Consider the following 21,546-nt stretch of genomic DNA (forward strand, 5'->3'; position numbering starts at 1 on the left):
TAAAGATGTTTAATAAACGTGAATGACCTCTCCTTAATATCATAAAATTCAGTTATATTTTCCAGAATTAAAATGACCTAGGGTTTTTAGAACTTCCCCTGATATATCTACTCTTTCAAAAATAATAAAGAAAAACAGTTTTAGATAAGGTCCAAGAATTGTGTGGTACCCCTACAATGAAAAAAAACAACCAATATCGGCTGTTCTTTCCTTTTCTATATATATGATCTTACATATGTATCCTAGCATAACGATTTATCTTCTAGCTTCCAACTAAACCAACGCGCATGTCCATCTGTTTCCCCAACTGTTTCGTTATATTCTTTCCCGTTTATAAAGTAATCAAGATGAAGGTCTCTATCCCACATATTGTTATAGAGATGAAACACATCACGTGAATTGCCAATCTTCTTAACCTGCTCCACTAGTTCATGTTTTATATGTTCAGGTATTTGATTCGCTACATGTGTATGGAATATACAAATTACCGAGTCTTCCGGAATTTGTTCTACAATTTCTGAAAGAAGAGAGACCCCATCCCCTTCTATTAGTTTTACAGATTGCTCTTTTAAACAAGTAGCAGCATGATCAAACATTTCAAGTCTCTCTTTATGTTCAGGCCAAATGAGCGAACGTAACCATAAATAGTCTTCCGTATTAGATACATCATTTATATGTAAATCTAGTCCTATTCTTTCTGCTACAGGTGGACTATGTTGTAATAGAAATGGCTGATTCTCACCTTTTATTTCAGATTTCAAGTGAACACTAGAATTTTCATTTCCATACATTTCTTCTGTTCCATACGAATAACAATATTGATCCCATAACAGCTGTAAACCTGCACTTGTGCCAATTTCAATTAATGATAACGGCTTTTTCACCTGATTATACATATAACAAAAACTAGGATACAAATACGCACAACGTCTTACTTCATTCGTTTGTACCAACTTTGTTTTTAATATTAAAATAATCTCGTCTTTGTGCAATTCACAAAAATCTTTAAAGTGTTTAAAAGAATGTACCATATTTTTTTCAGGATTTGGGACGATACTAGCATAGTATTGTTTTAATACATGGTTATTTCCTTTCAGTAATAAATAGTGAACTGCCCCAAGTAACAAATTCGGAATGGGTTGTCCTGGCTGAGCATGTGAAGCTAGTGCAAGCAATTCACTGTCCTCAGAAATTTGTAATGATAAGTGCTCATATAAATCACTTGATCCTTTGCATTCTTTAACAGAAAAGTTCCTAAATAAGTTGGAAATTTGTTCTAAACTAAGCATTTATATCTCCTCCTAACCGTAAATAGAATCAATATTCAGAATTATTTTACCATGAAAATAATAACTTGTACATTTTTATACTCTTATTTCAATGTGTCAGTCGGTATTGTAAACCCATCTCATATACATATTTCTACTACATTAGGATCTTTTAGAATTGTTTGTGGAGTAGCAGTAAAAATAGCTTGCTTTATTGATGTAGGATTACCTAATGTAGTTTCAATACAAGAAATTTGTTTTCCGAATAATACAGAAAGATCTTTTTCTAATCCATTTTTGTTCGTTGTAATCACAAGTTTTTGCAGTTTTTCTATGTTCCCATCGTTATCTATTGCATCTAAGTTTGTTTGAAGTTCAATTCTAAAACCATACATTGTCGAAATAAACGTTCTTCTTTCTCCCTTACTAACTTTCCACAGCAACTTCTCCGCACGCTCACAAATTCTTTCACACTCTTCCGTTGATACGAGAAAACCAACATGATCAAATTTAATATGTTTTCCATAACCAAAAGTAATATTTATATTTCCTTTTCTAGCTTCAATAATCCGAAATACAATTTGTTTATGACGAAAATCATCCCATGTTAACGGAGGATTAAATGATTGAAATTCTCCGTCATACTTCCCGATTCTTTGAGAAATACGGAACCCACAACTTTTATAAAATCTTTCCTATACCTTCCACTTCAAGGGTCTGTAATATTTTCTCCCTACGTTCTTGAGAAAACATAATATCCACTTCTTCTCTTAACCTTCCATTTCATTCTTTCTTTTTCCTTTATTCAATTTCCCCATTCGTTTTTACTCATGTGTTTTATATTTTGTTTTTTCGTTCCAGTAAGTCCTACTTTACACAAAAAAGGTTCACCCTTATACAAAGGGTGAACCTTTCTCTTTATAGTAGCACGAAACAGCTATTGCATAATCAGTGAAAATTTCTTATAAAACAAAACACCTTCTCATTTATATCACCTGTTTACTTTAACTACATAGCATCACATAATAAAGCAGTGCTGCCGCTTCTTGCCGTTTTATCTGCTGTTTAGATAGGTAATCGGCTGAACCATCTTGGTTATACACAACTTCAGGACCAGTAAAATGATATGCTACAATATTTTTAACAGCCTCAATTGCCCAGTCATCCGTTTCTCCTTTTAAAGTTACTTCTTGTGTCGGAGGTGGCAATTGCACCGTTTTAATATAGCTCCAAGCAAGCCAAGCTGCTTCTTGCCTTGTAATTTCGCGATCTGGTGAAAAGTTTTCACCCTCTTTTTCTCTTAATACACCTAACTCATATAATTTTTGGATATGCGCTGCATACGGATGTCCTTCCACATCTGGGAAAACAGCAGGGTTTTTAGACGGTGGTGTAAAATATAATGTGTTTGATAACCAAGATGCAAATTCTCCACGTGTCATCGTGTCCTCTGGTACAAAGCTCTCGCCTTCCTTCGCTTGTAGAATATCCATGAGTTGCAAGGAATCAATATAAGGTGCATACGCATTATCAGTACCTACATCTTGAAATCGTTTCGGTTCCGATAGTTTCAATGCTGTACTAGAAGAATTCCAATAAATCATTTCTTTTATGGTTCCATCTTTATTCAATTTAAAAGCCATATATTGTCCCGTTTCATCTTGAAACAGTAATGGATCCAATTGTTTGAGTTTCTGTTTACCATTAAACTTATCACTTACTATTAATTTACCTTCACTTGCTTCTACTCTTGTAATAACATTTTTTATTCGCAAGTCACGATAGTATCCCTCAAACTTTTTCAATTCTTCTTTCGAAGGGTTTAAAACTTCTGGTTTCGGTGACGAGTCCGGAAAATAATGATTCATGAACTTTTTAAATAGTTGATCTCGAAACTGAGAAGAATTTGTATTGTATACAACAAAAACTCCTGTCTTTTGTTCAGGTATTAACCACATTAATGAAGAAAAACCTGGTATATCTCCACCTTTTCCAAACACATATTGCCCATTATGATTTTGAGGAGAGAAAAATTCAAAACCATACGCCATATTGGGATATTTGGGATGTACAGCATACCGAGTCTTATGCATTTCTTGAACAGATTCTTTCTTTAAAATCTGTTTATCATTTCGTTTTCCATCATTTAATTGTGCAATCATAAAATTTGCAACATCACTTCCAGTAGAAAACATACTACCTTGTGGCATATCTGTTGGTTTAATTTCATAAAAAGGAATAGCTTCTCCATTTTCCTTATAGCCAGTCGCAAGTTTTTTCTCAATAAAAGGAGTCATTACAAAGCTACTGTTTTGCATCTGTAGTGGGTTGAAAATATTTGCAGCCATATATTTATAGAATGGCATACCAGAAGTGTTTTGTACGATATATCCTTGGAGCATAGAAGCGAAGTTGTCATATGTGAAACTATCCCCTGGCTTGCGTACAACCGCAGGCATATTTTTCTCGACATAATCTTGTAGACGGGTATATTGATTAATATTCTCATGTATATCATCCGGTCTTGGATCAACATAATCAAATCCCGTTGTATGAGTTAACAAGTTCTCCATCGTAACTGGTTCACTAAAATTATTTTTATACGTAAGTCCTCCCAAATAATTCGTAATATCTGTGTGAAGATCAATCTTTCCTTGCTCCACCAGTTGCATAACTGCCGTAGCAGTAAATACTTTTGAAACCGAGGCTAGACGAAAAACTGTATTTGTTGCATCAACCGGTGTTTGCTTTTCTTTATCAGCATATCCATATCCTTTTTGCAATACTACCTTTCCATCTTTTACAACGACAAAAACAGCACCTGGAACATGTTGTTGATCCATTCCTTCCGAAACAATTTGATCAATAAATGTTTCAACTTCTTTCGGATTATTGGGTCCCAGCAAATTTTGATGGGCTGCTTCTACTGATGTCACACCCATACTAAAAAATAAAGAAGAGAAACTTATACATAAAATAATTAGAATCCCAAAATACTTTCTCCTACTCTCTATTCTTTTTTTCAATACAATTCCTCCTTTTATTTCTGAATGAATAGATTTCTTACTTCATTACGCTCCTTTCTTACTTTGTATTTTCTTATTCTAATTACACGAAACATCACCCATATATTACCATTAACTACTATCTATTACAAGGTACCTTTTATTAATTAAAATATACAAAAAAATAAGTCTCCCTTCCTATCTACTGTCCATATTAACAGTAAATGGAAAGGGAACTCTATTCTTTTTACTAAAAATTATATTTCTCAATATTCTCCTTCGTAAACACAACCCGTTCAGGCAATACAATAATGCCGTTGCCATCTGCTTCATAGTCATAACCTTGAATGGAGTTTGGCTCTACCTTCACTTTCCCAATTCCCGGTACTTCGAAGCTATCTCCCACTTTCAATTTCTTTCCTTTGACGACCATTTCATTTGCAACATATGTTGCAAGTGCTCCCTGTTGTTTTACATCCCACAACCCAAATTGCTGCACTGTTCCGCGTTTTACATAATCACGCATGACGTTAGGTGTTGAGAATCCGGTAACAACGACTTTTTTATCCATTTTTAAATTTTCTGCTGCTTGTGCCATAGCTGGAAGTGCCGTTGCATCCGGGCAAATAATAGCATTAATATCTGGGTACGTTTTCAAAATACTTTCTCCTACTGCCAATGATTTTTGTGCATTATTTTCTCCATACTGAGTTGTAAGTATTTCCCAGTTCGGATATTTTTCTTTAATAATCTCTTTTGCTTTTGTTACCCATTGATTTTGATCTGTTACGGTTGGACTAGAATAAAAGAATGCTACCTTTCCTTTATCACCAATTTGTGAGGAAGTCATTTGAATTAATAGATTGGCAAGTTGTTCTGGAGTTCCTTGACTAATATAAAAAGAGCGGTCTTTTGGATTCACATCGGAATCCCATGTTAAAACGGTCATCCCTTTTTTCTTTGCTCGTTGCAATGATTGCGAAAGCCCATCAACAGAAGTTGATGAAACCATGAGTGCATCATAGTTTTGGTTAATAAAGTTGTTAATATATTTTACTTGGCCTGATACACTTGCTTCAGATGGACCATCATACTTCACATTTACACCAAGTTTATCTCCCATTTCTTTTGCTCCTTCACCACCTGATGTAAAGAAGCCAACACCTGTTAATTTAGGAATGAATGCAAACTTTACGTCTTTGGTTTTTTTCTTATCTGATTTTTGGCTAGAACATGCGATAAGTCCAATCATACAAATTATGATCACGATAAAGATACCTAATTTTCTTTTCATGATACTTCCTCCTTTTGCAATCTCCATTTTCTTTTCCTGAAAATATGTTGTAAATTGGAGTGCCTGATCATAACAGAAAGGATTAAAATAATACCGATAACGACATTGGACTGCTCATTTGTTAACCCTGACATTTGCAAACCATACTGCATGATTCCGATAAAGATACTTGCAAGAACTGTACCAAGTATGCTTCCTTTTCCACCAGTAATGAGAGCTCCGCCTAATACTACTGCTGTAATAACTGGTAAAATCGCTTCATTACCTAAATCTGCACGGGCTGAACCAAAATATGCTGTAAGGAATGTCCCCCCTAATCCACCTCCTAACCCAGAGAGTATGTACGCCAAAATTATAACTTTTTTCGTTTGAATACCTGAGTACTTTGCAGCCTTTTCATTCACACCTGTCAGCACGACGTAACGTCCATATTTCGTTCGGTGCAGTAAAATTGAAAACAATACTGTCAAAAGTAAGAGTAACCAGAGTAAATTAGGGATTGTAAGGAAAGTACCGTTTGCAAGCTGTACAAATGAATCTGGTAATCCACTAATTCCCTCATATCCAGTTGCATCAGATCCCCCTGAAATGACAAGAGCAATCCCTGAATATAAAAACATGGTTCCAAGCGTGACAACGAGTGGTTCCACGTCCGTCATTTTAATAATGATTCCGTTTATTAATCCTGCTAAGGCACTTATAAGAAGAGCGATGATTACTGATAAAATCATCGGTGTTCCATTCATCCAAAGTACACCAATAACAATAGAGGTAAGCCCCATAACAGCTCCGACTGATACGTCAATTCCACCGGTTACAATTACAAGTGTCATTGGAATTGCTGCAATTGTAATAAAAATAAAATCATTCATGCTAAATAACAGATTTCCTATATGCAGAAAATCAGCATTTACCAAACTAAACAGAGTAAACTCTAATAATAACAAGAGCAGTAGCACACCTTCCCACCTCAGAATTCCACGTGCATATTTCATGGATTCACCCCTCTCTCTTTTAAGTGTTCTTTCAGCTTCCATTTTTGCAAAGTGCTATCTAATATAATAATAAGTAAGAGCAAAAAGCCTGAAATTGCACTGTTCCAAAACGCAGGTACTTTCAAAAAGACGAGTGAACTACTAATTACTTCTAAAAACACTGCACCTAGAGCCGCTCCAAACACAGAACCTGTTCCACCTTTTAAATGAATTCCACCGAGCACAGCCGCAGCAATTACTTGTAATTCAATCCCCGTTCCCGTTTGATTCGGAACAAATCCAATATTCATCACAAATAGGCATCCGGCAATCGCTGCACTTATCCCTGAAATCATAAACGCACAGATTTTCACGATATCTACCGGAATACCAATAAGACGTGCACCGTCTTCATTATCTCCAACCGCATAGAAATATCTCCCGAATGAAACTCGTGTTAAAAACACATAAGAAATGAATAAGATTCCAAAAACAGTCCAAACAGTGACTGGAATCCCTAACCATGTTAGGGAAGACATTTTTTTATAATAGTTCGGAATATCTTCAATCCATTTCCCGCCTGTGTATATCAACATAAGTCCCCGAATAATTCCTAGCATGCCAAGTGTCATAATAATTGCGGGCACACGACATTTTGTCACTCCAATTCCATTGATGATCCCAATGACAGTACCTAGCAATAACGTAACAATTATCCCAGTAGCTACGTTATTCCCATTCGTTAAAAGCATCCCGCAAACAGCAGCACTTAAGCCCATAATAGATCCAACTGATACATCAATATTTTTGGTGAATAATACAAAAGATTGACCGATTGCCAGAATAACTAAAATAAGGCTAGATTTAATGATAAGGGATAGGGTATCAAATTGAACGAAATCATGATTGATTAAGCCTACGAATACAAAATAAAGTAGTAACAAACAAATAATAGACGTTTCACGCATCCTTATGGCATATGTAACATATTTCATTTATCTATACCCTCCCCAGCGCCGTAGGCAAGACGGGTAATTTGATCTAATGAAATGGCTTCTCCTTCTAACTGAGACAATAGCTCACCGCTTCTCATTACATATACACGGTTCGCTAACTGTATTATTTCTTCTGCATCCGAAGAGATTAAAAGAATTGCAAGACCAGCTCGTTTTAGTTCTTCAATTGCCGCATATACTTCTAATCGTGCCTTTGCATCAATACCACGTGTTGGTTCATCCAGAATAATCACTCTTGGTTCACACGCCAAATATTTTCCTAACACAACCTTTTGTTGGTTTCCTCCTGATAAAGATGCCATTTCTTCATTTGTATCGTTTACTACAATCCGGAATTTTTGTATATACGATTCCGTTAAAGCGCTTTCTTTTTTAGGGTTTAAAAAGAAGGAACTTAAGCGATATAAACAAACCGATGTTATATTTTGTTGTACAGACGCAATCGAAAAAATTCCGTTTCCTGCTCGATCCTCAGGAACATAGACGATTCCGGCATCTAATCGTCTTTTTGTAGACCAATTTGTAATCGGTCTCCCCTCCAATAAAACACCCCCATTTGTTACTGGAATCATGCCATACAGAACCTCTGCTAATTCTGTTCTACCTGATCCAACAACACCAGCAATTCCTACAATATCTCCGGCATTTACTTGAAGTGAAACATTGTGAAAAGCATAGCTAGATAAATCTTTCACCTCTAATACTTGTTTGGATGGTTTCGTATCCGTGTATGATTTCTCTTGATTTTCTACTGGTTTATAACCTTTTGGCAATAGTCCGGCTACTAACATGTCGTACGTATAGCTTGATACATGACCTTGACTAGCAATGATCCCATCACGCAAAATCGCTACTTTGTCAGCAATTGCAAAAATTTCTGGAAACCGATGTGTAATATAAATCATGCCAATGCCTTGTTCCTTTAAGTTTTTCATCACAACAAAGAGACTCTTAATTTCATGAGCTGTTAACGTGGATGTCGGTTCATCTAAAATAAGAATCTCTGCTTCTCTTATAAGTCCTCTCAATATTTCTACTAATTGTTGCTGGGCAATTGATAATGAATATGCACGTGTACGAAGCTTTAAATCCCATCCAAGCTGTTCCATCAAAGCGTGCAGTTTTGCACGAATGTCCTTCTTGTTATATTTCAATCCAATACATATATTTTCTTCAATCGTCATATTTGGGAAGATGAGTGGCTCTTGTGGAATTAAATAGATGCCGTTTCGATGTGCTTCAGCAGTGTTTGAAAAGCTTACCGTTTTTCCTTTCACATTGATTTCACCTTCATCGCATGAGTATAAGCCTGTTAATATTTTCATTAATGTTGATTTTCCAGCACCATTTCCACCTACTAAAGCAAATACTTCCCCCTGTCTAAGCTCTAATGTAATTCCTTTTAATACTGGCTGCTGTGAGAAAATCTTTTTTATATTTTTCACTTCTAACAATGGGACTGACTCCATATATGTTCACCTACCTTTTCAGGTAACAATTTTTGAGAAACTGATTTTTTGTTCTACTTGTTTTGTAGCATTGTATATCCCTTTTTTTATATCTAGAACTTATTTTTCTCAAGGATATTTCCTGACTCATACGGTATAAACAAAAAAACAGACACATATGTTTAAGCAACGTTCAATTGTTGAAGGGAATGAAGAGCATGACACAGCTGAACTTTGAAGAAAATTTGTTAACAAAAGTAGCCTGGTATTACTATAAAGATCATTTAACACAACAAGAAATCGCCTCATTACTTCATATTTCAAGAAATAAAGTTGTTCGTTTACTGGATAAAGCACGTACAGAAGGAATTGTAACCTTCCATATAAAAGGGACTGGTTTACATTGTTTAAGTATTGAACGTGAACTTATAAAAACGTTTCATTTAATGGACTCTTTTATTATTCCTACACCAAAAGAAGATTTCCCTCAGTCATTAGGAAAAGCAGCTGCACAATATTTAGAATCACATCTGCAACAAGGTGATTTACTTGGGATTGGCTGGGGAGAAACAATTTCAAAAATGCTAGAAAACATCAATTTTGATTCATCAATGCAACTTTCAATCGTCACGCTAACGGGTGGTGTAAATCATTATCTCCCTAGAAAACCAAGCTATTTAAATCAAGTACAAGGGCAACTTCATATTATTCCTACACCATTTTTAGCATCTACAGATGATATGGCACATAGTATCCATTCTGAACCATCAGTCAAAGAAATGTTGCACGTTGCTTCCTTGGCAAATACCGCAGTTGTTGGAATTGGAGGCCTGTCCCATGATGCAACTATTTTAAAAGAAGAAAAGATGACGCTTCGTGAAATGACTTATATTCGAAATCAAAATGGCGTTGGTGATATTCTCGGACAGTTTTTCAATGCCCATGGTGATCTGCTTCAACTTCCCCATCATGAGCGTCTAATCGGAACCCCTCTTTCTGTTCTTCGAAATATGAAGCATGTAGTTGGAGTTGCTGGAGGGGTAGAAAAGATTGATGCAATATACGGAGCGTTAAAAGGCGGATATATCCATACACTTATTACTGATGAAGAAACTGCTCTTTCTTTATTAAAAAAGGAAGGTGAAACATAATGTCTGCTCTATTAGCATACGATGCTGGCACTGGAAGCGTTCGAGCTGTTCTTTTTGATTTACAAGGAAATCAGCTTGCTGTTAGTCAGCGAGAGTGGATTCATACAACTGACTCTCGTTATCCTGGCTCTATGAATTTTGATGTAATGCAGAACTGGGAGCTCATTCAGGAATGTACGAAAGACGTACTGAAAAAAAGCAATCTTCCCTCTTCATCTATTAAAGGAATTAGTGCAACAAGTATGCGTGAAGGATTTGTTTTATATGATAAAAGCGGTCAGGAAATTTGGGCATGTGCCAACGTTGATGGCCGCGCTTCCATAGAAGTAAATGAACTAAAAAAAATCCGTTCCCATCTTGAAGAGGATTTGTATAAAAAATCAGGGCAAACCTTTGCTCTAGGCGCTCTCCCTAGATTACTATGGATTGCCAAGCATCAGCCTGATATATATGAAAGAGCTCAATCATTTACAATGTTAAACGACTGGATTCTCTATAAATTGTGCGGCGAATTACAAATCGATCCTTCCAATGGATGTACTTCAGGTGTTTTCCATTTACAAAATAGAAACTGGGATAAAGAGCTCGCCGAACAATGTGGTTTATCTTTATTATTTACTCCGAAAGTAAATGAAGCGGGTACTGTCATTGGAGCTGTTACGAAACAAAGTGCTGAAGTAACTGGTTTACATGTAGGAACACCCGTAGTTTCTGGCGGCGGAGATGCACAAATGGCTTCACTTGGTTCCGGAGTCGTAAAGCCAGGACAAACATTTATTTGCGGCGGCAGCTTTTGGCAACAAGAAATAAACATAACTGCTCCAAAAGTAGATCCAAATGCCCAAATTCGTGTAAACTGCCATGTTGTCCCTACCCTTTGGCAATATGAAACAATCGCCTTCTTTCCTGGTCTCGTTATGAGATGGTTTCGCGATGCCTTTTGCCAAGAGGAAAAACAACTCGCTAGCAACCTAGGTGTAGATGCTTATGAATTACTAGAAGAACAAGCCAAACATGTACCAGTTGGATCCCACGGCATTATCCCTATATTTTCAGATGTTATGAATTATATATCTTGGCGTCATGCTGCTCCCTCTTTTATTAACTTAAGCTTAGACGCAGAGAAATGCGGGAAGAAAGAGTTTTTCCGCGCAATCGAAGAAAATGCCGCTTTTGTTACGCTAGGAAATTTTAAATTAATAGAAGCATTAACGGGACAGTTTCCTACAGAGGTGGTATTTGCTGGCGGTGCTTCAAAAGGAAAACTTTGGTCACAAATAGTTGCCGATGTACTTGGAGTCCCCGTAAAAGTTCCCGTTGTAAAAGAAGCGGCAGCTTTAGGAACTGCAATAGTTGCGGGTGTTGGTGCTGGTATTTATGATTCGATGGAAACTGTTGCCGAGCAATTTGTACAATGGGAAACGACCTATAAGCCAAATGCTACAAACCATAAGCTGTATCAACAATTTTATGAAAATTGGAAAGCTGTCTATCAAAAACAACTCCCATTAGCAGACCAAGGGTTCACATCACATATGTGGATTGCCCCAGGTGCTTTGTAACTTATTACATAAAGGAGTGGGTAGCATCATGCTTAAAATAAATGAAAATGATTTTTCATACCGATTTGGTGACAATGGTCCAAAATATTTAATCAAGGGGCCAAATATTGACGTTGGTGTCGTTGTCATTCAACCGGGTCAAGAATTCCAAAACCATTATCATACAACATGCGAGGAAATTTTTTATGCGTTAGAAGGAGAAATAGATTTCTATATTGATAATGAAAAAGTACCGATGAAACAAGGTGATGTCTTACAAGTTGGCCCTCATGAATCTCATTATCTCATTAACCGTTCCAATCAACCCTTTAAAGCTGTCTTTATAAAGTCACCACATTTACAAGAAAAAGATACTGTACAAATAGAAAATCCTAATTTAAATCATAAGGAGTGATTCGTAATGACTTGGGGATTTAAAAATCGATTAAATACCATTTTACCTGATGGTAAGGCTGTTATGTTAGCAATTGATCATGGTTATTTTTTAGGACCTATTCATGGATTAGAGCAACCATTAGAAACAGTGCAACATTTACTTCCCTATACAGATTCTCTCTTTTTAACACGAGGGGTACTGAATTCTTGTATTCCAGAAGATTGTAAAACACCAATGGTTTTGCGTGTCTCTGGCGGGGCAACTGTGGTTGGTAAAGACCTTGCCAATGAAACAATTGTTACACCCATTAAAGAAGCAGTGAGGCAAAATGTTGTTGGGGTTGGGGTATCCGTCTTTGTCGGATCTGACTATGAAACACAAACTGTATCAAACCTAGCAAATGTTGTTTCTGAAGCACACGATTATGGCTTGCCTGTGCTCGGTATTACTGCGGTTGCGAAAGAACTACAAAAACGAGAAGCTCGGTTCTTAGCACTGGCATCACGCGTTTGCGCTGAAATGGGTGCTGATATTATTAAAACCTATTACTGTGAAGGCTTTGAAAAAATTACAAGCACATGCCCTGCTTCAGTCGTCATTGCAGGCGGCCCAAAATTAGATTCCATTGAAGCTGCATTAACTATTACCTATCAAGCACTGCAAGAAGGAGCAATTGGCGTTGATATGGGACGCAACATTTGGCAATCAGAACATCCGGCTGCGATGATTCAAGCCATTCATGGTATTGTGAAAAATGGATTGAACATTAAAGAAGGATTAGAATTATATAACGACGTTAAAAATGAATAGAAAAAAGGAGCTACTGATTAGCTCCTTTCTTTTCATAATCTATGATTGTTGAAATGCACCTTTTGATGATTTCACGTAATATACACTATGTGTTACGTTAATAATATGATCTGGTTTTGGCTTTCCACGGCTTTGTTTATGTCCCTCTATATGTTCTTCACTAGTTTCCCAGTTTTTCCATGCTTCTTCAGATTCCCAGCGAATCATCACGATCACTTCTTCGTCTCCTCTTCGAACCTTTTTCACGAGAACACTTAAATCGATAAACCCTTCTGATTTTTCAATTATTCCTTTACCAGTAAAGTGATTCACAACAAGATCTGAAGTACCTTCTTTCACAGTAAACGTTTTCGTTTCGATAAACATATATTCCACTCCCTTTGTATGCAAATAGTTTCTATTATTCTTTTATTATAATTGATTATGATAATTATTTTCAATTATAATATTTTATAATTGTGAATTAAGCCGATTTATCTCGAACCGAGATATCCAGAAATTTAAAGTATGGCAATAGTATACCCGCTAAAGAAGCTACACATATGATTGAACCAATCAGTATATATAATGCTCTTACTCCCCATATTTCACTTAATATCCCTCCAACAAGAACACCAAGTGGCATTACTCCTCTTATAAGAAATAAGCGTACGGAAAATATTTTCCCCATCATATCATTTGGTACTGTTTGCTGACATATCGTCGTGTTATGAACATTAAAAAACGCCATACATACGCCAGCTACAACTTCAATGATAACTGCCAAAATGATACTCTGATTCAAACCTAGTGAAATATATGTTAGTCCTCCTATTACTAGAGATCCAAGCATGAGAACACGCCGGCTATGATATTGCACTTTTCCTACTAACATAGAACCGATTACATAACCGAGCGGAAAACCAGCCATAAAGTAACCATACTCGGCATAACTCGCTGAAAGCTCGTCTGTTATATACGGAAGGTTCGTAACCATTGTTACACCTACTCCAAATTGAACAAATGCCAGAAAAACACCAAGCCAAACAATAATTGGTTGTTTAAAGAAATAAGTGAATCCTTCAAAAAATTGTTCCAACCAACTCTTACGAACCATTTTTGGTACTCTTTTTTCTTGTACAAACAACAACAAGCCCCCACTTATAAATAGAAATAAGCAAACTAAAAATAAAGTTAACTTTACCCCTACAAACTCAATCATGACACCGCCTAATATTGGAGCAAGAAACATCATAAGACGAACCATACCATCAATATAGGCGTTTGCTGTCTGTAACTGTTCCTTTAAAACAATAGTTGGTGTGATTGCTTGATTCGCTGGTACATAGAACGGAGTAATAAGCCCTACTATTATTTGCACAGCATAAATGTGCCAAGTCTCTATATTTCCGGTTATCATCATTACTAGCGGTAGTAAAAAAGCAAGTCCGCGTGTCCACTGAGATACGATCATAATCCACTTTCGACTCCATTTATCAATAAAAGGTCCAATGACAAGTTGTAAAATAAGTGATGGAATAAAGTAAAGCAACCACATACTCCCTAGAGCCATTTTTGAACCTGTTAATTGATAAATGATAATCGAATTACAAAAGGTGCCAAATGCCCCGCCTAATTCTGATATTGCACTTCCAATCCACATAAACAATAACGCTCGATTTTTCAAAATACTTTTTCCCATTGCACACCAACTTTTCTTTTATTCTTTTCTCCTTTTCTGTTTCGTTCTGCAAAGGTAAAAGGGAAAATTCTTTCCCCTTACCTTCTGGTGCGCTTTAATCTTTAGGTAATCATCTATTCAAATAAAGTTCTAATTCTTTAGATAGCGACTCAACTGCCGTCTTTTTTAAAACATATTTTGAATCTTGAATATCAACTAACTTAGCCGATCTAAGAATTTTCAAATGATGATGGATCGTTGATTTCCCTATATTCAATTGTTCTGTTATCTCCTGTAATGTACGGTCACTTTCAAATAATAATTTCACAATTCGCAGCCTTGCTTCGTCGCCTAGTGCCTTATGTTTATGAACTAAAAAGTAGCTTGGTTGATATGGATCTTCGGGGTTTATACTTTCATTTGCGATTGGATAGTGAAATACTTTTGTATCTTCAATATCTGCTTCAATATTCCATGGACGATACGTGTATTGGGGGATGAGAAGAACATGATGTACGCTCGGTTCTGGAAGATACGTGACTCCTCCAGTCGCCCACTCTACTAATTCTTCAGAAGTCATTTTCTCTCTCATTTTATTTTTGCTTTCATAGTCCTGTTTTAATATGAGCAAAAGTCTGTCTGCTTTTGGCTCAATAACAGCTGCAAACCAACCTGACATAACAGCAATCAAATGATCTTTGAGTAGCTGTACATCTGCTTTACATATAAATTCAATGTAAGTAGGAAAGAATGGATTGTTACTTGTGATCTCTTTTAATTCCTGTATGGCCAATTCTTCCCCATTGGCTGCAGCCTTTCTTTTTTCTTGATACTTTAATCCTACATATGGAATGCATTTATACTTTAACTCATCTGCTGGTAATGTTTTTATGTAATGAAGAAACTGTGGTAAATCAATAAAGTCTTGTTGATAAAGTAGTTGAAGTAACGCTTTCCACGTATTATGCGTCTCCACAAAATCTAAATGTCCTAACATTTCTTTAGATAAAGATTGTTTTATACTCTTCCACTCATCACGAGACTTTTCTAATGTATCAATGAGCCGATTATGTGTAATGGCTGCAATTCCTAACGCACATTCCCATAATAACGAATACTTCACTTGAACTTCATACGTCTCTCTTTTTCTACTCGTCATATTAAAAACTTCCATTTCATCACTTCCTTTCGTGTTATTATTTTAAATTCTACATGTATCGAATTTAACTTTCAATATTTATAGAATATTTTATATATTTAAATTCCAAAAACAAAACCACTCCTGTTACTCAATACAGGAGTGGTTTTGTTTTATTTATATAATACGGACTTATTTTATAAAACTGTTTGTTTTACTTGTAGCAATGGTTTTCTCCAATCTTCCTCCAACAATGAATGTATAACTGTATCATGTGCGACACCATTTTGAATCATATATTTTCGAAATAATCCTTCTTCTGTAAATCCAGCTTTTTTCAGTAATTTATGCGAGGCTTCATTTTCTGTATAAACAACTGCTGCGATTCTTATAAACTGAAGTGTTTCAAATCCATACGCAAGCATAGCTTGCAAAGCCTCTGTTGCATATCCTTTTTCCCAATATGTATCATCCAACTCATAACCGATTTCCGCTCGTTTATGATTTTGATTAATCAAGTGAAAACCACATGTTCCAATTAATTGATTTGTCCCTTTCAACTCAATTCCCCAGCGAAAAACACTACCTTCTTCATATCTTTTTCTAAAGTGTTGAATCGTATTTTTGACCTGGTCTACATCTTGAAATGAATCCATTCCGAAATAGCGAATTACGGATTCCTTCGCAAAATAATGAAACATTGTTTCTGCATCTAATAATGTTAATTCTCTTAACTGTAACCGCTCTGTTTCTAAAACAGGAAACTTCCCCATCTTTTTCTCTCCCTCTTATTCTAATGAGCTGCAAATTTCAATATAATTACCATCTGGATCCGAAATGTAAGCAATGGTTTGTCCCCACGGTTTTGTTATCGGTTCTACCAATACCGTAACACCTTGCGCTCTTAATGCCTCTATCGTTTCCTCTACATTTTCCACAACAAAGCCAATCTCAAATGTAGATGATTCCAGTACACCTTTTGGAATTGATAATCCTGTTAATTCTTGTACACTTTCCCTACTGTTAATAGCTAATATAGTAGATCCTGTATCAAACTCAATGTAAGTACCATGTTCCCCTTTAATCGTTAGATGTAAAATATTTTTATAAAATTGAAGGCACTCCTCGTACCTTTCTACATATAAAATGATATACTTCATTTTCAAGTTCACGTTTCCCACTCCTTTCATGCATTTGTCTATCTTTCGACAAGTAACAAGAAAAACCTGCCCAAATATAGATTTTTAAGACATACAAACAATGCATTTGGAGTCTCATTCGCCACTATTTTTGCACACAAAAAAAAGATCGATTTCTCGATCTTAACCATATTGGCATAAAACAGGAGATTGGTTAGGACATAACCAGTTCATACATAAATTATAAATGAATATTTCAGAATTTTAAATACATTCAACGGTAATAAATCGGCATCTATGTTGAGAAAATTATTAAAACAACAGTATAAAAATAAACGATTTTATACAGAAACCATTCATTTATGAATAAATTCCTCTCTATGAAGAAATGCTAAAAATGGAGGTGTGTACATATGGAACCAATGCTTTGCCCAAGTTGTAGAACAAATCGTACCCGGTTTAACATTATTGAGCAACAAGTAAAGCCTGTTAAGTTAAATCCACAAACGGGTCAAATTGAGGAAGAATATACAAACGACAATATGAGTGCATTTCATATGGCGTATCAAGGTCCTACATACCGTGTACAGTGTGCAGCATGTGGGCTCGTTGAAAATCCAGAACAATTTATTAAACCTGCTCAAAATCAATCTTTTTAATTCACAAAAAGTTGCTTGTTTTATAAGCAACTTTTTTACTTTCAACGTCTTTTCACTCTGTAAGCGGTCCTTTTGTATCAATATGTTATAATCCTAATATACAGAAATAATTGATTCTAATGTCTAGTCGACTTCACACTATCCAACAATTTCTCCAACAAGATGAAATACTTCTTCTCCAAACACAATGTTCACTACACACATTTCTGCATAGAGGTGCACCAAGGCCTGGTACTTTAGCAGTTACTAATCAAAGAATTTTATTCATTTATACCGGCCTGAACAATACAATTTCAAAACAATATGAAGAGTTTTTATATGAAAACATTACTGACATAAAAGAAAAAAAGACCCTTTTCGAATCTCGCATTGTTTTCTACCATGAACACAATTGGATTCCTCTACAATATATTCATAATAAAGATACGCAAAAGCGTATTTTACAAATGATTCAAGAAAAGGTGGATAATTGAAAAAATATTATATTTTAATTTACAACAAAAGCATACGAATTTTTTCACTGTTTCTTAATACGAGATATCCTTTATTTTCTCAAAACAATTGATCATTGATTTATCCCAAAATATTATTATAGTAATTTTTAATATTAATTTTTAGAAAATTTTGTTAAAATATACAAATACACTCTTCTATATAAGTCCATTTTGATTTTTCGACATATAGCCGCGGCTATGGATAACAACAGGTGACCTGCACTCGTTTTCTCTCTTTGTTTTCACTTGGTATGGGCCAGGAAAAGGTGCTGACCGCTTCTATGCATGGCCGGATGCTCTCTCCCACCTAAATTTATGTCGGTTTTTTAATTTGTATTTATATACTATTGAAAGGATGATACTTATGATAGATAAATTGAAACATAATATAAGTTCTGTTTTTGTCGGAAAAGAAAATGTCATTGATCTGCTTTTAGTTTCCTTGCTGGCAGATGGACATGTGCTACTTGAAGATGTACCTGGAACGGGGAAAACGTTACTTGCTAAAACAATTGCCAAAAGTGTTGGCGGTCAATTTTCTCGTGTCCAATTCACACCAGATGTTCTTCCTAGTGATGTGACTGGTATTGAATATTTCAACCAAAAAACAAGTGAATTTGAATTAAGACTCGGTCCAGTCATGACAAATTTACTACTAGCAGATGAAATAAACCGGGCAATGCCCCGGACACAATCCAGTTTGTTAGAAGCGATGGAAGAACGCCAAGTAACCCTTGAAAAGAAATCTACATTATTGCCAAAACCGTTCTTTGTTATTGCGACACAAAACCCAATTGAATCACAAGGGACTTTCCCACTTCCTGATGCACAGCTGGATCGTTTTTTAATGACAATTTCTATTGGCTATCCTTCTCCAGAAGAGGAACTAAAAATGATGCGACGTTTTCGAAAAAATAAACCTCTAGATGAGCTTTGTTCAGTCATATCTTTAAAGGATATTTTACAAATACAACAAAAGGTAAAAGAAATTTACGTATCAGAGCCGTTGGAGCATTACATCATCCAACTTGCCAATGCAACGCGTAATCATGATTATATTGCGAATGGTATTAGTCCACGTGCAACACTTGTATTAGTACGAGCAATGCAGGCTCTGGCTTTTTTACATAATCGCGATTTTTGTACGCCTGAAGATATACAATTCTTACTCCCTTACGTGTGGAAGCACCGTATTGTTTTGTCGATGGAGGGCGCTTTGCGAACAACAAAACAGGAATTAATTGAAAGTATCCTAGCTGATGTTGACGTTCCCGTGGAGATTGAGCAATCATGAATTATACGCGTATCGTAACCGTTCCATTATTTTTCCAAAATCATATTATTAAATTAACAATCCCAGTAGCCCTATTGCTAGCTTTCTATGTACCTGACTCATTTTTAGTTTTCCCCTTCTTATTTTACTATTTGTTTTCTTATTTTATTTATCGCTATACCTCATACATCGAACAATACTTTCGAATTATAAATAAAAAACAAACAGCACGGTTATTCCCTGAAGAAGACGGGAATTTATCCATTCATTTGCAAAATAAAGCGAAGCTCCCTTTAGTAAATGGCACCTGTTTTTTTCATATTAATCCGGCCTTAGTTCCACATTTGAATACTGGAATTGAACAAATATCAAAAACTTTATTTTCCTTTCGTTTTTCACAACCTGCCAAGTCACAACAAAAATGGGATTTATCATTTACAGCTACAAAACGAGGTGTTTTTCAAATTGAACAGTTTGAATGTATCATAGGAGACCCCTTCCATATCATTCAAGTACATTTGCCCGCTATGCATAAATTAAAAACAGAAATTATCGTTTATCCTACTTTAAAACGTGTAGTAGGTTTACAGGAAATACACCAATTGTCAATGGGCACATATAGAACAAACTTTTCCTATTTTCATGATGAGTCCTCCATTGTTGGTGTGAAACAATATGAAAGAGAATCATTTCGCTCCATTCATTGGAAAGCATCCGCTAAAATGCAAAGTCTACAGGCAAAACAATATGAAGCTATAAAAAATTATAGCTGGACTATTTCCCTTTATCTCGGGGCAGAGCGTGGATTTGGTTGGAAAGAAAATATTGAAGATCTCATTTCTTACACAACGTATTTATGCCAATTCGCAACAGAAAAAAAGATACCTTTTGAATTATTTGTTAGTATATTTGCTGAAGAGGGTCCTTTACATCTCACATTAAATGAAGGACACATGCAGTACGTTAAAGCTTTAGAAGAACTTGCCCGTATTTCAGATGATAGTACGATACTCCCTAGTGAAAGTTTCTTTCACTATTTAAGTAGAAAAAAAGAACGTTCGTCTACAATGTTTTTTGTTGGGATAAAGAAAGCTAATTTGCCAAATATGATGCAGCAAACTTATCTCATCAATGATGAAGGAGTGGTGGAACAACTTGAAAACATGGGTACATTACGTTAATGATTTTATCCTTCTGCTCTTACTTTCTATGCTTACTGAAAAAGGAGAAGTTGTTCACATCTTACTTTTTCTTGTCGCCAGTTTTATTTGCATCATACTCATTAATAAAATAAATCTTAACAAAAGAACTGCCTTGATTGCACTATTCATTCTGCAAGTCATACTTTGTTACACATTATCCATTTTTTCTATCCTTAGTTCCATATTACTTCCTTTTTTCTTTTTTATCGTGCATGTAAGAGAAGATATTACACCATATCATAAAATGTTAGGTGCTTTTTTATGGTTAATTGTCTCTGTTTTTCTTCATGTAGTGCAAATGCCTTCTATATGGGAATTAGGATTATTTACTTTACATGCTCTGCTATCACTTTGGATCACAAGTTTTAATAAAAACCAGAAAATCGTACGTTTTTTATCAATCGCAGCAGTTGGAACTGCTAGCCTCCTGTTTATACCATTGATATCTTATATACGTCTCATCATCTCATATTCTTTACACTGGGTCTCTCTTGGATTCGGCTATTTCATTCAATTTTTATTGTCTGTTACAGATACGAATGATGGAGAAGAAGTGGTAAGCAAAATAGGGATGCAAAGCACAGAACTACCACCACCTGAAAAAGAGTATGACGCTTTTGTTACCCAGACAATTACCGCTTCTCTAATTGGTATATTTGCTATATTTGTTATTTGGAAACTTTATAAAAAAAGAAAATCACTTCAATTAGGTGGCATTTCCTTCTATAATCCTAGCATGATTATTCCTGAAGAAGGAATGGTGCAAAAACAAAAACAAATCACACGCCCACCTAAAAACGCAATTCGAAAAGAGATTTTTAAACTGGAAAAAAAATTAAGACCACCTTTAAACCGGCAGCGCGGGGAAACGATAGAAGCATGGATGGAACGGATTCATACAGAAGAAGAAGTCTCCATTCAATTGGATGTAATTATTGATGCATACAACGCTGCGAGGTATGCAAATCGTGAAGATACTGAACTTCTCCAGCACTTTAAAAGAGAAATTAATGCATTATACAAATATCGAAAACCAGTGAAAAAGAAGAAAGAATAGCTTCATACAATCTTTAGACT

At 35.5% G+C, this 21,546-nt stretch carries 21 protein-coding genes; 9 read left to right on the plus strand and 12 right to left on the minus strand.

Annotation, left to right across the window (positions count from 1 at the left end; translation table 11 throughout):
• Positions 1-242: 242 nt before the first annotated feature.
• The 7 genes from QRE67_RS13795 to QRE67_RS13825 form a co-directional block, all read right to left on the minus strand.
• Positions 243-1,289 (minus strand): DUF2332 domain-containing protein, encoded by a 1,047-nt coding sequence (locus tag QRE67_RS13795; RefSeq protein WP_286120727.1) that lies wholly within the window; start codon positions 1,287-1,289, stop codon positions 243-245.
• Positions 1,290-1,408: 119 nt separating this feature from the next.
• Positions 1,409-1,711 (minus strand): hypothetical protein, encoded by a 303-nt coding sequence (locus QRE67_RS13800; RefSeq protein ID WP_286120728.1) that lies wholly within the window; start codon positions 1,709-1,711, stop codon positions 1,409-1,411.
• Positions 1,712-2,272: 561 nt separating this feature from the next.
• Positions 2,273-4,294 carry a serine hydrolase domain-containing protein gene (locus tag QRE67_RS13805; RefSeq protein WP_483298680.1) on the minus strand — a complete coding sequence of 674 codons (2,022 nt, stop codon included), beginning with the start codon at positions 4,292-4,294 and terminating at the stop codon, positions 2,273-2,275.
• Between the two features lie 229 nt (positions 4,295-4,523).
• Positions 4,524-5,567, minus strand: coding sequence for an autoinducer 2 ABC transporter substrate-binding protein LsrB (gene lsrB / locus QRE67_RS13810; RefSeq protein ID WP_286120729.1), 1,044 nt, complete (start codon positions 5,565-5,567; stop codon positions 4,524-4,526).
• Positions 5,564-6,562 (minus strand): ABC transporter permease, encoded by a 999-nt coding sequence (locus QRE67_RS13815; RefSeq protein ID WP_286120730.1) that lies wholly within the window; start codon positions 6,560-6,562, stop codon positions 5,564-5,566. The genes lsrB and QRE67_RS13815 overlap by 4 nt, the downstream gene beginning before the upstream one ends.
• Positions 6,559-7,536 carry an ABC transporter permease subunit gene (locus QRE67_RS13820; RefSeq protein ID WP_286120731.1) on the minus strand — a complete coding sequence of 326 codons (978 nt, stop codon included), beginning with the start codon at positions 7,534-7,536 and terminating at the stop codon, positions 6,559-6,561. Before QRE67_RS13820 ends, QRE67_RS13815 begins: the two co-directional genes overlap by 4 nt.
• Positions 7,533-9,026, minus strand: a complete 1,494-nt coding sequence (locus QRE67_RS13825) for a sugar ABC transporter ATP-binding protein (RefSeq protein WP_286120732.1) — start codon at positions 9,024-9,026, stop codon at positions 7,533-7,535. Before QRE67_RS13825 ends, QRE67_RS13820 begins: the two co-directional genes overlap by 4 nt.
• Before the next feature lie 179 nt (positions 9,027-9,205).
• Between QRE67_RS13825 and QRE67_RS13830 the strand changes: the two genes are divergently transcribed.
• From QRE67_RS13830 to lsrF, 4 genes are read left to right on the plus strand one after another with little or no spacing between them, the layout of a single operon-like run.
• The gene (locus QRE67_RS13830; RefSeq protein ID WP_286120733.1) at positions 9,206-10,156 is read left to right on the plus strand and encodes a sugar-binding transcriptional regulator; all 951 of its coding nucleotides are present in this window, start codon (positions 9,206-9,208) and stop codon (positions 10,154-10,156) included.
• Positions 10,156-11,718 carry an autoinducer-2 kinase gene (gene lsrK / locus QRE67_RS13835; protein WP_286120735.1) on the plus strand — a complete coding sequence of 521 codons (1,563 nt, stop codon included), beginning with the start codon at positions 10,156-10,158 and terminating at the stop codon, positions 11,716-11,718. The genes QRE67_RS13830 and lsrK overlap by 1 nt, the downstream gene beginning before the upstream one ends.
• Positions 11,719-11,746: 28 nt before the next feature.
• The gene (locus tag QRE67_RS13840) at positions 11,747-12,112 is read left to right on the plus strand and encodes a cupin domain-containing protein (RefSeq protein ID WP_286120736.1); all 366 of its coding nucleotides are present in this window, start codon (positions 11,747-11,749) and stop codon (positions 12,110-12,112) included.
• Positions 12,113-12,118: 6 nt separating this feature from the next.
• Complete coding sequence (lsrF, locus tag QRE67_RS13845; RefSeq protein WP_286120738.1) at positions 12,119-12,904, plus strand: 3-hydroxy-5-phosphonooxypentane-2,4-dione thiolase; 786 nt, start codon at positions 12,119-12,121, stop codon at positions 12,902-12,904.
• A gap of 39 nt (positions 12,905-12,943) precedes the next feature.
• Here lsrF and QRE67_RS13850 read toward each other — a convergent pair whose 3' ends face one another.
• The 5 genes from QRE67_RS13850 to QRE67_RS13870 form a co-directional block, all read right to left on the minus strand.
• Positions 12,944-13,270, minus strand: coding sequence for an antibiotic biosynthesis monooxygenase family protein (locus QRE67_RS13850; protein ID WP_286120740.1), 327 nt, complete (start codon positions 13,268-13,270; stop codon positions 12,944-12,946).
• 97 nt (positions 13,271-13,367) lie between these two features.
• The gene (locus tag QRE67_RS13855; protein ID WP_286120741.1) at positions 13,368-14,585 is read right to left on the minus strand and encodes an MFS transporter; all 1,218 of its coding nucleotides are present in this window, start codon (positions 14,583-14,585) and stop codon (positions 13,368-13,370) included.
• Between the two features lie 109 nt (positions 14,586-14,694).
• Entirely contained in the window at positions 14,695-15,738 is a 1,044-nt protein-coding gene (locus QRE67_RS13860; protein ID WP_286120742.1) for an ArsR/SmtB family transcription factor, read from the minus strand.
• A gap of 161 nt (positions 15,739-15,899) precedes the next feature.
• The gene (locus QRE67_RS13865; RefSeq protein ID WP_286120743.1) at positions 15,900-16,475 is read right to left on the minus strand and encodes a GNAT family N-acetyltransferase; all 576 of its coding nucleotides are present in this window, start codon (positions 16,473-16,475) and stop codon (positions 15,900-15,902) included.
• 15 nt (positions 16,476-16,490) lie between these two features.
• Positions 16,491-16,874, minus strand: a complete 384-nt coding sequence (locus QRE67_RS13870; protein ID WP_286120744.1) for a VOC family protein — start codon at positions 16,872-16,874, stop codon at positions 16,491-16,493.
• A gap of 380 nt (positions 16,875-17,254) precedes the next feature.
• Between QRE67_RS13870 and QRE67_RS13875 the strand changes: the two genes are divergently transcribed.
• The 5 genes from QRE67_RS13875 to QRE67_RS13890 all read left to right on the plus strand — a co-directional run bounded on the left by QRE67_RS13875 (position 17,255) and on the right by QRE67_RS13890 (position 21,526).
• The gene (locus QRE67_RS13875) at positions 17,255-17,500 is read left to right on the plus strand and encodes a DNA alkylation repair protein (protein WP_286120745.1); all 246 of its coding nucleotides are present in this window, start codon (positions 17,255-17,257) and stop codon (positions 17,498-17,500) included.
• Between the two features lie 119 nt (positions 17,501-17,619).
• Positions 17,620-17,973 (plus strand): PH domain-containing protein, encoded by a 354-nt coding sequence (locus QRE67_RS28675; RefSeq protein ID WP_353507039.1) that lies wholly within the window; start codon positions 17,620-17,622, stop codon positions 17,971-17,973.
• A gap of 376 nt (positions 17,974-18,349) precedes the next feature.
• Positions 18,350-19,288: an AAA family ATPase gene (locus QRE67_RS13880; RefSeq protein WP_286120746.1), complete on the plus strand. Its 939-nt coding sequence runs from the start codon at positions 18,350-18,352 to the stop codon at positions 19,286-19,288.
• A complete protein-coding gene (locus QRE67_RS13885) occupies positions 19,285-20,448 on the plus strand; it encodes a DUF58 domain-containing protein (protein WP_286120747.1) in 1,164 nt (387 codons plus the stop codon). Before QRE67_RS13880 ends, QRE67_RS13885 begins: the two co-directional genes overlap by 4 nt.
• Positions 20,423-21,526, plus strand: coding sequence for a DUF4018 domain-containing protein (locus QRE67_RS13890; RefSeq protein ID WP_286120748.1), 1,104 nt, complete (start codon positions 20,423-20,425; stop codon positions 21,524-21,526). Before QRE67_RS13885 ends, QRE67_RS13890 begins: the two co-directional genes overlap by 26 nt.
• Positions 21,527-21,546: the final 20 nt, after the last annotated feature.

This window comes from Bacillus sp. DX3.1, assembly GCF_030292155.1.
In the GTDB taxonomy this organism is placed as follows: domain Bacteria; phylum Bacillota; class Bacilli; order Bacillales; family Bacillaceae_G; genus Bacillus_A.